The sequence below is a fragment of the Burkholderia sp. Ac-20345 genome, from assembly GCF_017104825.1.
GTDB classification, from domain to species: Bacteria; Pseudomonadota; Gammaproteobacteria; order Burkholderiales; family Burkholderiaceae; genus Burkholderia; species Burkholderia lata_B.
On sequence record NZ_JAAGPO010000023.1, the window covers coordinates 67,180 to 81,682 of the forward strand.

The 14,503-nt window shown below is 65.2% G+C and carries 12 protein-coding genes; 6 read left to right on the forward strand and 6 right to left on the reverse strand.

Annotated features, from left to right (window positions below; translation table 11 throughout):
* Positions 1–12 precede the first annotated feature (12 nt).
* Positions 13–1,638 (reverse strand): tyrosinase family protein, encoded by a 1,626-nt coding sequence (locus G3O06_RS11585; protein ID WP_205816092.1) that lies wholly within the window; start codon positions 1,636–1,638, stop codon positions 13–15.
* Positions 1,639–2,178: 540 nt separating this feature from the next.
* Between G3O06_RS11585 and G3O06_RS11590 the strand changes: the two genes are divergently transcribed.
* From G3O06_RS11590 to G3O06_RS11605, 4 genes are read left to right on the forward strand one after another with little or no spacing between them, the layout of a single operon-like run.
* Positions 2,179–2,373: a hypothetical protein gene (locus G3O06_RS11590; RefSeq protein WP_038740699.1), complete on the forward strand. Its 195-nt coding sequence runs from the start codon at positions 2,179–2,181 to the stop codon at positions 2,371–2,373.
* Positions 2,370–3,116, forward strand: a complete 747-nt coding sequence (locus G3O06_RS11595; RefSeq protein WP_241019806.1) for a hypothetical protein — start codon at positions 2,370–2,372, stop codon at positions 3,114–3,116. The genes G3O06_RS11590 and G3O06_RS11595 overlap by 4 nt, the downstream gene beginning before the upstream one ends.
* Positions 3,113–4,261 carry an NAD/NADP octopine/nopaline dehydrogenase family protein gene (locus G3O06_RS11600; protein WP_205816093.1) on the forward strand — a complete coding sequence of 383 codons (1,149 nt, stop codon included), beginning with the start codon at positions 3,113–3,115 and terminating at the stop codon, positions 4,259–4,261. The genes G3O06_RS11595 and G3O06_RS11600 overlap by 4 nt, the downstream gene beginning before the upstream one ends.
* Positions 4,255–5,142, forward strand: coding sequence for a phytanoyl-CoA dioxygenase family protein (locus G3O06_RS11605; RefSeq protein ID WP_205816094.1), 888 nt, complete (start codon positions 4,255–4,257; stop codon positions 5,140–5,142). Before G3O06_RS11600 ends, G3O06_RS11605 begins: the two co-directional genes overlap by 7 nt.
* A gap of 21 nt (positions 5,143–5,163) precedes the next feature.
* Here G3O06_RS11605 and G3O06_RS11610 read toward each other — a convergent pair whose 3' ends face one another.
* Together G3O06_RS11610 and G3O06_RS11615 are read right to left on the reverse strand one after the other, a co-directional pair.
* A complete protein-coding gene (locus G3O06_RS11610; RefSeq protein ID WP_205816095.1) occupies positions 5,164–6,318 on the reverse strand; it encodes an NAD/NADP-dependent octopine/nopaline dehydrogenase family protein in 1,155 nt (384 codons plus the stop codon).
* A gap of 2 nt (positions 6,319–6,320) precedes the next feature.
* Positions 6,321–7,043 (reverse strand): class I SAM-dependent methyltransferase, encoded by a 723-nt coding sequence (locus G3O06_RS11615; protein WP_205816096.1) that lies wholly within the window; start codon positions 7,041–7,043, stop codon positions 6,321–6,323.
* Positions 7,044–7,711: 668 nt separating this feature from the next.
* On the opposite strand from G3O06_RS11615, the gene G3O06_RS11620 reads away from it, so the two are divergent.
* Both G3O06_RS11620 and G3O06_RS11625 read left to right on the forward strand, forming a co-directional pair.
* Positions 7,712–11,686: an FAD-dependent oxidoreductase gene (locus tag G3O06_RS11620; RefSeq protein ID WP_205816097.1), complete on the forward strand. Its 3,975-nt coding sequence runs from the start codon at positions 7,712–7,714 to the stop codon at positions 11,684–11,686.
* A gap of 87 nt (positions 11,687–11,773) precedes the next feature.
* Positions 11,774–11,971: a hypothetical protein gene (locus G3O06_RS11625; RefSeq protein WP_205816098.1), complete on the forward strand. Its 198-nt coding sequence runs from the start codon at positions 11,774–11,776 to the stop codon at positions 11,969–11,971.
* Between the two features lie 173 nt (positions 11,972–12,144).
* Here the strand turns inward: G3O06_RS11625 and G3O06_RS11630 are convergent, their stop codons facing one another.
* From G3O06_RS11630 to G3O06_RS11640, 3 genes are all read right to left on the reverse strand, one after another.
* A complete protein-coding gene (locus G3O06_RS11630; RefSeq protein WP_205816099.1) occupies positions 12,145–12,999 on the reverse strand; it encodes a 3-hydroxybutyryl-CoA dehydrogenase in 855 nt (284 codons plus the stop codon).
* Positions 13,000–13,037: 38 nt separating this feature from the next.
* Complete coding sequence (gene bktB / locus G3O06_RS11635; protein WP_205816100.1) at positions 13,038–14,231, reverse strand: beta-ketothiolase BktB; 1,194 nt, start codon at positions 14,229–14,231, stop codon at positions 13,038–13,040.
* Between the two features lie 48 nt (positions 14,232–14,279).
* Positions 14,280–14,503: 4Fe-4S dicluster domain-containing protein (locus tag G3O06_RS11640; RefSeq protein ID WP_205816101.1), on the reverse strand; the 224-nt coding region annotated here is incomplete at its 5' end.

Consider the following 14,503-nt stretch of genomic DNA (forward strand, 5'->3'; position numbering starts at 1 on the left):
GATGCGGCGCGCTCATTCGGGCTGCCGATAGACGCTCACGCGGCCTATCTCGATCGTGGCTTGCTCGGACAGCGCGTGTCGTGCCAACAGGGTGACGGTGAGGTTTGCGCTCGGCAGCTGGCCCTCGAGATACTGCTGGTCCAGCAATCGCGTGATGTCCAGCACGTAGGTCAGGCCGTCCCCGCCATGCCCGCCATCCACGTCGCTGGCACGCCGCAGGCCGAACAGCGCGATGGCGCCCGCCTGGTGTGCGCGCCGAACCGCCGGGCTGGCGTGATCGGCAGGCAGGTTGACGTACACGCCCAGCACGGTCGCATCCAGCGTGCCGCGCACGTTCTCCAGCTTGAGGTACACCCGATCGGGCGGAGCCGCGAGCGACGCATCCGCGAGACTCTCGATCACGCGCTGCTGGACATCGGCATCCAGTCGCACACTGATGGACCCGCTGCCGGCTCCCGAGATCTGCACGGCACCCGAGGCAGCACCCAGCAGCTCGGCGGGCGTTTGCGTCGCCTTCGGGCTGGGCGCCTGATGCGCCGTCGCGGCCGGAAGGCCGGCGACGCCCAGCTTCTGCAGTCTCAGCACCAGCGGCGCTCCCGCGACCTGGCCAGCCACGGCGAGATCCTCGTAGGTGTAGTCCAGGTTGGCAAGGCTGGTCATGTCCCCGGGCGTGAACTGCTTGCTTTCGCCGTTCGGCTCCGGCATCACGAAAATCCGCACGGGGCCATGAAGCCAGTCCGCGTCTTCGGGGTTGGCATTGCCCGCCGCGTTCCACGATGCCCACATGCGGTCGATGTTGGCGTGATGCAGGTAGAAGATCGGATCCAGTCCCGCCGTGCCGGGATCGGCCATCAGGCCGAAATCGTCTTTACTGACCGTGCCCCCCGCGTATACATGGACCAGGTCGTGCGGATTGTGCTCCATGTTCCCGTGGGTCCTGCCATTGTGGGAAAACCACGCGTGATCCGGACCACCGTATCCCGGCCACGGGGTTGCTTGATTCGTCCCGGTAAAGAGGTCGTTGGTCTGGCAGGCTTGCGTCACGTCCTGATCGACATTCTGATCGTCCGCCGCCGCCCTAGTGTTCGTCGGGATGTAGATGTCGCCGTCTCCGTCCGGACCATAACGCATCTTCACATACAGGGGATTGGCGCTCCCGTCGGACAAGGTCTGCTGGGCAAAAGCCGGCGGCATCTGCGCCTCGGCGCCGTTCGCGCCGCCAAAATAGTTCCAGTAAGGCAGCGCCCAGGTTGCGGGGCCGCCCAGGCTGACGATGTCGGCACGCAACTGAGCCTCGAGCGCCAGCAGATAACCGCGGTGCCATGGCAGGAAATACCAGGTGCCATGCTGGCACTGATTCCAGTACCGATTCTGGGTCGCCAGGTCGGGAAGCGGCGTGGTCGGCACGCTCGGCGGGCTCTGGATCTCGCTCCACCTCGGGTAGAGACCCGGAGGGATCTTCCCGGTCGTTGCGGGCGTGAGGTACTCGCCATGCATGGCCGCGTAGAACCACCAGCTGGACGTGTCGTTCAGCGCGCGCCCCATCATCTTTGCGACGCCCTTCGCGTACCAGAGGAGATCCGGATTGTTGAAATCGCCACCGGCATTCCAGGCATTGTTGCGAATATATTTGGTCATTTTATGGTCTCCTTAGCACTTTCCTGATTCAGCCCCGAGCTGAGAACGTAGATGCAGGTGTCGTCCGATTGCTTTCTCTTTATCGACCCAATCGTCGCCCGCCGCGCATGAACGGCTTCGTGATACGCGCAGGGATCTCCCCATCCGTGAAATCCCTCGCGGACGGAATCCGAAGTCTAGGACAGGCGTCGACAGCTTTTATTCAGACAAGTACGCATTGAAATTCGCATTTATTTTTCTATAAAGTCAGCGTCGATTTTGTGATCGCAGTTCGACTCGAATTGGCAAGCGGCCGATATTTTTCATTTTCCCGACAGCCCCCGTTTTATCCGCACGCACGCCGTCTTCTCTCAAGAAATTCGCTCGAAGTGTGATTGCAAAAAATGGCGCAATTGCTTTCAGCGTGAACCGAAACGGCATTCACGCCACCACGCGCGCGGCGCATGGATCATGCCGGGTGACGCTCCTTGACTTCGCCCACCCTGTTACCTAGAAAGATAAAGGCATTACTTCTTCAATAAATTTTACAAGGGGATCAGCATGGCTTACGTCATCATTGCCGCTCAGGATATTCGTGACATTCGCGAGCGTCTCGGCGCGAATAAATTGACCGACGACGACGTCAAATTCGTCGATCTGCTGTTGCAGCGTGCGCATCGGACCGCAGAAATCCATGCGGCGGCGGACCGACTGACCGTCGACCGTCTTCCGATCGGTTTCGATCTCGTTAAATGAGCGTCGCGCGCAACGCGTACGACATGCCGTCGGCCGCCGCGCCGTCGCCGGCGGCATTTCGCGACGCGATCGAGGCGGTGCTGCTCGAGGAGGCGCACCGGTATCGAGCCGAAGTGCCGCGCGCCGGGCAATTGGCGGACGCGACGCTGCCGTTCGACACCGATTACTACATCGCGCACCGGATCGAGACGGTTCATCGCATCCGCCTGACGGCGCGCACCGACGCGCTCGCGTTGCTGAAGATGCTCGACGAGGATTACGACACCGCGTGCCGGTGGGGCGACTACATCGTCGAGGAGATGAAGCACGACCGCATGTTCCTGGCCGATCTCGCCACGCACGGTTACCGGAAGTCGATCATCGACGAGCGGCCGCCGCTGAAATCGACGCGTGCGCTGCTCGACTATCTCGAGGCGCAAATCCACGGCGTCGGCTCGGTGGCCGCGGTCAGCTATTCGATTTTCGTCGAGTGGAATTCGGCGCGCTTCTCCCGCGCGGCGATCGAACGGGCCGCCGCCGTGTTCGGCGAGCGACACGTGCGCGGCGCGAAAGCACACCTGCGCATCGACGAACAGGACGACCACTATGCGGAGATGGTGGAGATCGCCTATCGGCTGACCGCCGAACGCGGCGGCGCGTCCGTCGTCATTCCGTTGCTGCGCGACATCGCCAGCCTGCTTCGCGCCACTTTCGTCGAGCTGCACGCGCTCACGGCCCCGTCGCCCGCCTCCGCTACGTCATGAAGGTCGCCGTCTGCGGCGGAGGCAGCATCGCGCTCACGGCGGCGGCGGTGCTCGCGGCAAGGCCTGGTTTCGAGGTCTCGGTACTGACGCGCGAACCGTCGGGCTGGTCGGACGTCGCCACGATTCATTTCGGCGATCGCCTGCGCCTGGCCGGCCCCGTCGCTGCGACAGACGACCCGGCCCGCGCGATCGGCGCGAGCGACTGGGTGTTGCTCGCGGTGCCCGCGTTCGCGCATGCCACGCTTCTCGAACACATCCGGCCGTTCCTCGCACCGCATGCGTGGGTGGGATGCCTCGGCTGCGCGGCCGGATTCGACTGGCGCGTCGCCCGGGCGCTCGGGAGCAGCGTGCGATATTTCGGATTGCAACGCACGCCATGGGTCGCGCGCACCATCGTGCGCGGCCAGGTGGTTCACGTCACCGCGGTCCGAAGCCGCGTCGGCATCGCGGGCCATCCGGCACGCGAGCTGGCGGCGCTCGCGCCGCGTCTGTCCGACGCGTTCGGATTCGAGCTTCACCCACTGAATGGCTACCTGTCCGTCACGCTCGGGTTCGACAACCCCGCCCTGCATCCGCCGCGTCTCTTCGCGCTCTACGGCAGCGGCAGACCGGTCCCGCAGTCCGTGCGCTTTTACGGCGACTGGAACGACGTGGCCAGCACGCATCTGCTGTGCCTCGACGACGAGCTCGCGCGGATCCGAAGCGCGTTGAACGTGCCGGACGAAGTCGGTGCGCGCGCCCATTTCGGCGCGAATTCGCCGGACGTCGTGACGGCGCTCATTCGCTCGATGGCGCCGCTGCGCCATATCGCCGTCCCATCCCGAGCCGATGGTTCGCCCGATACCGATGCGCGCTTCTTTCAGGAAGACTTCGCGTACGGACTGGCGATCCATCGAGAACTTGGCCGACTCGCCCGCGTGGAAACACCGGTGCTCGATACGATGCTCGGATGGGCCGAAAGACTGATCGAACTGCCGGCCCACGATCGCGCGGCGCCCCCTTCACCGTGGCAGGACGCCCAATCCCTGGGACTACTCGACGCGGCGTCCGTCGAATCGTTCTCGCGCGACGCGCGCTTGCCGATGCGCTGCGCACCGCTCTACGCCGGCGCAAGCGCCGCAATCCTGGATGGCTCGCCATGCTGACCTTTCCCGCCACGGCGGCGCTCCCGCCCGACCAGGCCGCGTGCCTGCCGAACGATGCCGATTGCTCGACCTACGCGCAACGGGGCTGGTTCGTGAGCGATGCCATCGTTCCCGCCGCTTTGCTCGACGCGGCCGCCGAGGACATCGCGCGCTACCGGCGCGGCGATCGCGACGCGACGATTGCCGCGCAGGCGACGCAGCGCGACTGGGCCGAGGGGGCCGCGCAAGTCATCCAGATCAGCGGCTACCTGTCGTTGCAGATGCGCGCGGTGCGCGACCTCGTCGCCTACCCGGCGATCGCCGCGATCGCGGGGCGACTCGCGCGCACGAGCGAGATCCGCCTGTTCCACGACCGCCTGATCGTGAAGCCCGGCGGACTCCCGCCGGCGTCGACCGAAACCGGCTGGCATACGGATGTGGCCTATTGGGGCAACTCGAGTTCGACGGAACTGCTGACCGCGTGGATTCCGCTCGCGGATTGCAGCGCGGACGACGGGACGCTCGCCGTTGTCGAGGGCAGCCACCGTTGGCCGACGATCTCGCTGGAACGGCGTTTCCTGACCCCCGACTTCGACGGACAGGTACCGGCGGCGATGGTGCCGGATGCGGTCGAGCCGGTCGTGCGCGTGTTGCCCGTCGCGCGTGGCCAGGTCGTGTTCCACCACAGCCGGGTGCTGCATCGGAGCGTGCCGAATCTCGGCGAAGCCCCACGAATCGCGCTCGCCGTCCATCTGCAGGACGCGGCGAATCGCCATCAACCGTGGATTCAGCCGAACGGCCGCCGAGCGATGCATTCGAACGAATTGCTGTGCAGGCTGACGCCGGGCGGCACGCCGGATTTTGCGGACCCACAGGTCTTTCCGGTTTTGTGGCGCGCGTAGGCATGCACCAACGATCCCGCGTCACCTGAGCGTGTCGACGAGATCCGCCGCATTCGCCACGCCGAAACGCTGCGGCAGCGGCAAGCCATGCGTGTCGCGGCCCAGCGCGTGGCCGTCGTCGAGCCACGTTCTGCCCATCCAGCGCTGCGCCCAGCGAATGACCTCATCGAGCGCCGGTGTCGCGACGCCCACGATATCGGCGAGTGCGCGTTGCACGACGATGCCGTACGGCACGTCCTCGGCAAAGTAGTAACTGTGCACGTCGGGCATCCAGCCATCGTCGACGGCCCGCATCGGCACGGGCCGGTCGCGCAGCGCCGCGATACGCCGGATGATCTGCGTCATCTCCCGCGCATCTCGCGCGCCGTAGTGGTCGAGCAAGGACCGGCGGCCCGACAGATCGGCCGGGCACGCGCCGCCGATCGATTGCAGATCGCGCTCGCAAGCCAGATAGCGCGTCGATGCCGGCTCGTCCCAGTCCTCGTAGAACTGCGGACGCGTCGCCCAGACGCCTTCCGGTGACGCGTCGCGCCAGAGCGAGTAAAGGCGCGCGGGATGGAAGATCGGATTGGAATTGCTCAGGCAGACCGCAAGATAATGCGCGAGCGGCGTCGTCGGGATGTTGAGCAGCGCTTGCAGCCATCGCGCGGCGGACGGTGCGCAGTGGCCCGGCACGGTGGCGACGAACAGCTCGGGACGGATGCCGGATACCCAGACGACCTCGCCGTACGACACGACCTTCCGGACGTACGGCACGCGCTGCAGGCCGAGGAAGCGCTGCTCGGGACCAAGCGCAAGACGCACGGCCCATGGCAAGCCGCCGTAGCCCGGAAAGCCCGCGAGCCAGGTGTGCCGGCTCAGATACGGCGCGATCCGGCGCAACACGACTTCACGCGCGGCGTGCGGAATCGCCAGGATCACGAGGTCGGCCCCGGCGACCACCTCGGACGGGTCGTCAGAGACGGCGCGCACGGTCCCGTGCAGCTCGGCCTTGTCGAGGTAGATCAGCCGGATGCGCCGCGACCACCGCTCGGGCTGGCGCGTGAGCAACCGTACCTCGTTCGACGCGCTCGCCCCCAGCACCGCGACGAGTGCATGCGCAAGGCTTCCGCCGCCGCACACGCAGATCCTGAACGGCGCGCCTCGCGCGCGGCCGGGAAAGAGTTCCGCGCTCATGGTCAGGCCACCCGGCGAGCGAGCCACAACGGCTCGCCGAAGCCGGCGACGACGACGCGCCGGCACGAAAAGCCTCCCGTCGACAGCGCCGTCTCGATCTCGCGATCGTCGAAAAGATGCAGCACGTGACGATCGACGTGATGGCTGACGCCGGCTTCGGCCGTCGCGACCAGCCAATGAAAATCGAGTATCGAGTCACGGTTCTCGCGCCTGAGCACGGCCTGCCGGCACAGCTTGAGCGCATTGCCGTCGAACGTGTCCATCCAGAGCGCACCGTCGCACGCCTGGGCGGGGGTCAGCCACGGACGCAGCACGAGCACCCCGCGCGGCGGCAACGCGCGCGCGAACGCCGCGATGGCTTCGGCAAGCTCGTCGTACGAGCGTAGATAGGCAATGGCGGAACAGAGGCAGAGGATCACGTCGACGCGTTCCGGCCAGTCGAAATCCCGGAGATCGGCCAACCGCAGCGGCGTGTCGGGCAGCTTGTCGCGCGCCACGCGCAGCATCGCCTCGCTGCGATCGAACCCGCACACCGTGTAATGCCGGCGCAGTGCCGTCAGGTAATTGCCCGTGCCGCAGGCCGCTTCGAGCACGTTCGCGCCGTCGAGCACGCCTTCCGCGCGCAGCAGTGCATGCATCGCATCGACATGGCCGCCGTAATCGAACCCGGCATGCACGAGATCGTAGTACCGCGCGAAATCGCCGTAAAGGAGAGTGTCCGTCATTGCGCCTCGATGTCGACCGAATTCGAATGTGCAGCACGGCAATCGACAAGTATAGGCATCCGTTCCGCTTCGACCAGGAAATATCGTACGGCGCCACCCGACCGTTCTCCAATACTGAAAAATACCGTCGATAATTCCAATATTTAAAAAATACTGTCGGCAATAACAGGTGGAATATTGGATACCCGGCCACTAATATCAGAATGCCCCCGCCGAAACACGCATCAGACATCCTCGAATCGGCAAATGTGACGAGTGGATTACAGAATCAATGGCGCCGGGCTTCGGAGCGGTAAAAAGACAATATTTCAAAAGCCGGGTTGTGCGGATTTGGCCGACGACTGCATGGCCTGCTGTCGCGGCTGGTTGGTTTTAAATTCAATATTTATTTAAAAATCCCGATCCACGTCATCGGGTTGAACAGCTCTGTCACGGAGACCATTTCAAAATGGACAGCTTTGTTCGCAATAGCGCCTGGCGCAGTTCCCCGTATAGAAACGCGTCCACCGGACGCCCCCTCCCGAAGTAAGTCAGCCTCCCTGTCGATCGAGCACGCATTTGCGTCGCGCACCGCGCGCGTCGCGTGTCCGATGTCGATTCGGAGACGGATCGGCATCGCCCAATGACTTAGCCGTCCCCGCTGTCACACCACACGCAAAGAGGTCATCATGAGCTTCCTTCATTTCAACGCCACGACCGTCTCGCCGGTGAGCCACGCCCGGCAGCGGCGCCCGCTCGGCGCCGCGTTCTCTAACTGGATACTGGCCAACCATGGGGCCACCTACCGTGCCAGGATCGAAACGCAGCGCGCGAAGGCCGCCGAAATCCGCGCGACGCGCGGCGCTGCCGCGTACAAGCTGTCGGCGAAAGCGGACGCGCCCCAGGTCGGGATCGTCGGCGGCGGTTTCGCGGGGATGTTCGCGGGGCTGATCCTGCAGTCGCTCGGCATCGAGTTCGAGCTGTTCGAATCGTCGGACCGCGTGGGCGGACGCATTCACACGTGGTACTCGAGCGACTACGATCCGAACGACGTGCAGCGCGCCGGCCTGTATGGCGAAGTCGGCGGGATGCGCCTGCCGCAGTTTTCGGCGGACATGCTGCCGGTGCAGCAGCTTGCGCTGGCGGTGAATGCGGTGCTGGCCCGCAATGGCCTCGACGACCAGAGCGTGTACTGGCGGAAGTTCTATTACGACTCGCCGCAGCAGCGGCTGCGCTACAACAACATGGCCGTACCCACGACGGCCGCCGAGTCGACGCTGGACAGCTTCAACTTCGGCGTGACGAACGGCGGCGACGTGCCGTTGGCCTGGGTGACGCCGAAGGGCGTCGGCAACGACCAATACCTGCCGATCAACAAGGTGCTGGATCAGGTGAACGCGCCGTTCCTGAAGGCCATCAACCGGTCATTTGCCGAGGGCTTCGACCTGCTGATGCAGTACGACCAGTATTCGATGTGGGATTACCTGACGACGCAGTTCCGCCTCGGGGATCTCGGCGAGTATTACGATCCTGCGATGGGCGCGAAGAACGACCTGTTGCCGTGGTCCGTGGCCAATTTCCTCGAGACCACCAACGTCGGCAGCGGGATGTACTCGGTGTCGTTCGTCGAGATGGTGATCGCCGTCTATGACTGGGGCGGCAGCAAGGACCCGTATCGGCCGGACGACGACGCGATCTACATGCTCACCGTGGACCAGGGGATGCAGCGCTTCCCGGACGCGTGCCGGACGGTGCTCGATCTGCAGGACGCCGTCACGGTGCAGGATGGCGTCACCGCGCAGATTCAGGTCGGCATGTTGCCGCAACCGGGCGGCCCCTACCGTTACGATCCGCCCAATCTCACGCCGGATGCCAGGCCGCCGGCATCCACCGCGCGCGATCCGGAAGGCGCGCCGCGCGGCGAGCCGTCGCGGGCCGCTTACAAGCCGCGCGTGCACCTTCAGCACGAGGTGACGAGCCTGCGCCACGACCCGAGCCTGAACGACGGCCAGGGCGGCATGCGGGTCAAGGTGCGCCGCACGCACGACGGCCGCGAGCACGAGCGGACCTATCCCTATGTCGTCACCACGCTGCCCACCGGCGCCTACCTGAACGGCCAGAAGCACGTGAACCTGCTGGAAGGGATCTCCTTCGACAAGGCGCAGGCCATCCGTGAATGCAACTACATGGCGTCGTTCAAGGCCTTCCTGACCTTCAAGCGCCAGTTCTGGGCCGACGCGGGCGAGCGCCAGGAGCAGACGGGCGGCTACGGCGCGGCGGCAACCGACCGCCCGAACCGGCAGATCATCTATCCGTCGTACGGCTATGCCGCTGACCAGGGCGTGCTGCAGGTGTATTGCTGGGCGCTCGATGCGCGCAAGCTGGGGGCGCTCGACGACCGCGAGCGCATCGCGGAATGCCTCAAGGGCATTCAATACCTGTACCCCGAAGTCAATATCGACGAGTGCTTCGCGGGCTACGAGGACGGCGTGACGACCAAGACCTGGTTCTGGGACGAGCACGCGGGCGGCGGCGCGTTCGCGCTGTTCAAGCCGGGGCAGTTCAAGCAGCTCTACCCGACGCTGCTGACGCCCGAGTTCGACGGCTGCCTGAACTTCGCCGGCGAGTGCTGCTCGGTGCATCACGGCTGGATCGTAGGGGCGCTGGATTCGGCCTACAACGCCGTGCTGAACATCCTTCTGCATGCGGGCGAGGCTGAAAAGATCGAGGCCATGCAGCAGACCTGGGGCAAGTTCCTGGCGCCGGATATCGAGGGCGACCCGGCCACGGCCAACCAGATGTCGTATGCGTACACGTACAACCTGGCGGACCGCGACGCGGCATCGAAGCCGCCGGGCGGCGGCGACAGCATCTACGGCGACGTGCAATACGTGTTCGATGGCCAGGTGCCCGCGTTCGTGGCGGACTACGACACGGTGCCGCAATCCATGAAGGCCATCAACCGCGACAAGCAGGTGCTGGCGATGCTGAACTCGGCCTGGGACGACAACGTCGCCTGGCGCGCAAAGCTGCCGCCCAGGCCCGTGGATATGGAAAACGCGGTGAAGATGCTGGAGGACATCTACTACGGCAACAATTTCCAGACGATCCCCGCACCGAAATTCTGGCTGAAGAGCGACGACGAGTTCGCCCGGCAGCAGCTCGCTGGCTTCATGCCGACGTTGCTCGAGAAGGTGTCGACGGCGGACTTCGACCGGCTGGTTTCGGAAGCCGGCATCGTCGACGCGGCGCGTCTCGGCCGGCAGGGCGCGGTGCAATACGTGGCCAACTACCGGCACTACCTGGACGCCTGCACGGTGACGCCGGTGGGCTACTACCTCGCCAAGCCACTCGTCTTCTTCACCGTGAACCACCATCACGAACTGATGCCGGTCGGCATCCAGCTCGAACCGGGTGGCGAGCTGTTCACGCCGGACATGCCCAATGCGGAGAATGCGTGGCTGCTGGCCAAGATGCAGACCAACTGCGCGGGCCAGACGCTGCACGACGTGGGCTTTCATCAGCTGCTGACGCACCAGATCTGCGCGATGGTGTCGATCGCGCTGTTCTCGGAAGAGGTGTTCAACCCGGACACGCTGCCCCATTCCGCGGAGCCGTTCCAGCAGCACCCCGTGTTCAAGCTGCTGCGGCCGCACGTGGTGAAGACCGTGGAATTCCAGCAGACCATCTACAACCGCGCCTACGACCCGTATGCCGAGTCCTTCCCGGCGACCCGCGACGCGAACGGCTCACCCGGGGTGTACAACCTCGGCTTCGTCTACGACCTGATCTTCTCGTGCGGGCGGATCGGCAACTATCAGCTGCAGGACAAGATGTACTACGACAACGATCGCTTTCGTTTCCTGGAGCAGGCCCTTCCGGCCGATACGAAGCGGCGCGGCGTCGAGCAGACGCCGTTCTCCTACGCGTACGTTCATGACGCCGGCCTTTGGTACGACGCGATCTTCCGGTTCGTCGGCAAGTTCATCGCGATCCGGTATCCGGACGGCGATCCGGCGATCGCGGCGGACATCCAGCTTCAGCGTTTCTTCGACAAACTGATTCCCGCGTTCAACTTCGTCGACAATGCGACGTTCGCCCATCGCTTCCCGGCCGAGGTCAAGACCGTCGCGGCGCTGCGCGACGTGCTCACGATGTTCATCTGGCAGTTCTCGGTGCAGCACACGGTGGTCAACGACGGCGCGTACAACCATGCGGCGTTCGTGCCCAACGCATCGACGCTGATGTACCCGTTGCCGGCGGGCAAGCTGTCCTCGCGGTGGACGCCGGCCGACGTGCTGGCCTGCCTGCCGTCGCAAACGGCCACCTATCCGACCCTCGGCGGCATGAACTTCATGGACGTGCAGATCAACGCATCGGTGACCGGCCAGGGCCCCTACCCCGAAACGGTGACGGGGCGCGGCGTGCTGGAGCCCTCGATCGACTTCCTGCAGGACACCTACGGTTTCGTCGAGCCGCAGCTGCGGGACGCCGTGTTCGAGTACTACCGGGATGTCGTGAAGATCGGCGAGGCGATCGGCGCGCGGCAGGCGAAGGATACGGCGAACTACCTGAACGCACATCCGGGCGCCACCGCGATTCCCGAAACCGTGGTGTTCGATCTCATCACGCCGGCCAACGTGATGAACACGATCCAGACCTGATCGGCGCGGGTGTTGGATCGGTCCCGGGCGGCTCGATGGCGCCCGGTGCCGCACCCATTGAAGCCGCACGACGAATGGCGGTCATTCATGGCGTTGCAGTTTATCGAGCCTCACGCCAGACACGTGCTGAAGACGGGCGTCACCAGCCACGACGCTGTCATCGGGCATTTGCTGCTGGTGTTGAAAACCCATGCCGCGAATTCGGAGTACGGCAAGTTCTGTATCGGCATCACTCGTGGTTTGCGAACCGCACGTACGGTATGGGCAACGGGCACCAACCAATAGCGTTTGATCTGCGGCGAATAACGGACGCCAATCTTTCATTCAAAAAAAACGCCCCGGAGGCCGGATCGAAATCCGGCCTCCGGGGTGCGGTGCCAAACCGGCCTTCACGCCGGCTTCATGCCGTCGCCGGATTCACGCGGAAGCGTACACGCCACCCGCGCCCGGCGCTCGCATCACGCGCTGTAGTCGTACACCCCACGCCCGGTCTTCCGCCCGAGCCGGCCAGCCGTCACCATCTCGCGCAGCAGCGGGCACGCGCGATACTTCGGATCGCCGAAGTCCTTCACGAACACGTCCATCACCGCGAGGCACACGTCGAGGCCCACGAGGTCGGCCAGCGCGAGCGGCCCGATCGGGTGGTTCGCGCCGAGCTTCATCCCCGCGTCGATCTCCTCGGCCGACGCGATGCCTTCAGCCAGCACGAAGAACGCCTCGTTGATCATCGGCACGAGAATCCGGTTCACGACGAAGCCCGGCGAATTGCGCACGCCGATCGGCGACTTGTCGAAACGCTCGGTCAGCTCGCGCACCGCCGATGCGGTCGCGTCGCTCGTCTGCAGCCCGCGGATGATCTCGACGAGCGGCATCAGCGGCACCGGGTTGAAGAAGTGCATGCCGACGAAGCGCGCCGGGTCGGCGAGCGGCGCCGCGAGCGCGGTGATCGAGATCGACGACGTGTTGGTCGCAATGATCGCGTCGGGCCGCGCGACGGCCTCGATCTGCTTCAGGATGCGGCCCTTCAGCTCGACGCTCTCGGTCGCGGCTTCGATCACGATATCGGCCGCTGCGAGCTTCGCGTAGTCGGTCGATGTCGTGATGCGCGCCAGCGCCGCATCGCGCGTGGCTGCGTCGAGCTTGTCCTTCGACACGAGCCGCTCGAGGCTGCCCTTCAGCGTCGCGATGCCCTTCTCGAGCGCGGCATCGCTGACGTCGATCATCACGACGTTGAGTCCCGCAACGGCGGCGGTCTGCGCAATGCCGTTGCCCATGGTTCCGGCGCCCACGACGCCGACAATTTCGATGGCCATGAAATTTCCTGTGTGTTCGGGTGCTGAGCGTTCGATTATCAGATGTTCTCGAAGATCGCCGCAATCCCCTGGCCGCCGCCGATACACATCGTCACGAGCGCGTAACGCCCGCCGATGCGCTTCAGTTCGTACAGCGCCTTGACCGTGATCAATGCACCGGTCGCGCCGATCGGGTGACCGAGCGAGATGCCCGAGCCGTTCGGGTTGACCTTCGCGGGGTCGAGGCCGAGCTCCTGCGTGACCGCGCACGCCTGGGCCGCGAACGCCTCGTTCGCCTCGATCACGTCGAGATCGCTGATCTTCAGGCCCGCGCGTTCGAGCGCCTTCTGCGTGGCCGGCACGGGGCCGATGCCCATGTACGCCGGATCGACACCCGCGTGCGCATACGCGACGAGGCGGGCGAGCGGCTTCACGCCCTGTGCGCGCGCGGCGTCCGCGCTCATCATCAGCACGGCCGCGGCCGCATCGTTGATGCCCGATGCGTTGCCGGCCGTCACGGTGCCGTTCTCCTTCGCGAACACCGGGCGCAGCTTCGTGAAATCGTCCGCGCTTGCGTCCTGACGCACGTGCTCGTCGGTGTCGAACGCGACCTCGCCCTTCTTCGAGCGGATCGAGATCGGCAGGATCTGGTCCTTGAAGCGCCCTTCCGCGATCGCGCGCGCCGCGCGACGATGCGATTCGAGCGCCAGCGCATCCTGCGCGTCGCGCGAGATGCCGTACTTCGCCGCGACGTTCTCTGCCGTCACGCCCATGTGGATCGTCTGGAACGGGTCGTGCAGCGCGCCGAGCATCATGTCGACGAGCTTGCCGTCACCCATGCGCTGGCCGAAGCGCGCGGCCGGCACGGTGTACGGTGCGCGGCTCATGCTTTCCGAGCCGCCGCCGATCGCGACGTCGGCATCGCCGAGCATGATCGTCTGCGCGGCCGACACGATCGCCTGCAGGCCCGAACCGCACAGGCGGTTCACGGTCAGCGCGGGCGTGTGCTGCGCCACGCCGCCATTGATCGCTGCGACACGCGCGAGGTACATGTCCTTCGGTTCGGTATTCACGACGTGGCCGAACACGACATGCCCGATCGCATCGCCCGGCACGTTCGCGCGCGACAGCACTTCGGCGACCACCTTCGCCCCGAGGTCGGTCGGCGAGAAATCCTTCAGGCTGCCGCCGAAATCACCGATCGCGGTACGGACACCGCTTACCACCACGACTTCTTTCGCTGCATTGCTCATCGTCTCACTCCGGTTCGTTCGCGCCCGCAGGCGCGGGGATGCGTTGCGTTACATGTTCGGGTAATTCGGCCCGCCACTGCCTTCCGGTGTGACCCACACGATGTTCTGCGTCGGGTCCTTGATGTCGCAGGTCTTGCAGTGCACACAGTTCTGCGCGTTGATCACCAGGCGGTCGCTGCCGTCGTCGTTCTTCACGAACTCGTACACCGCCGCCGGGCAGAAGCGCCCCTCCGGCCCCGCGTACGTGTGCAGGTTCACGTTCACCGGCACGT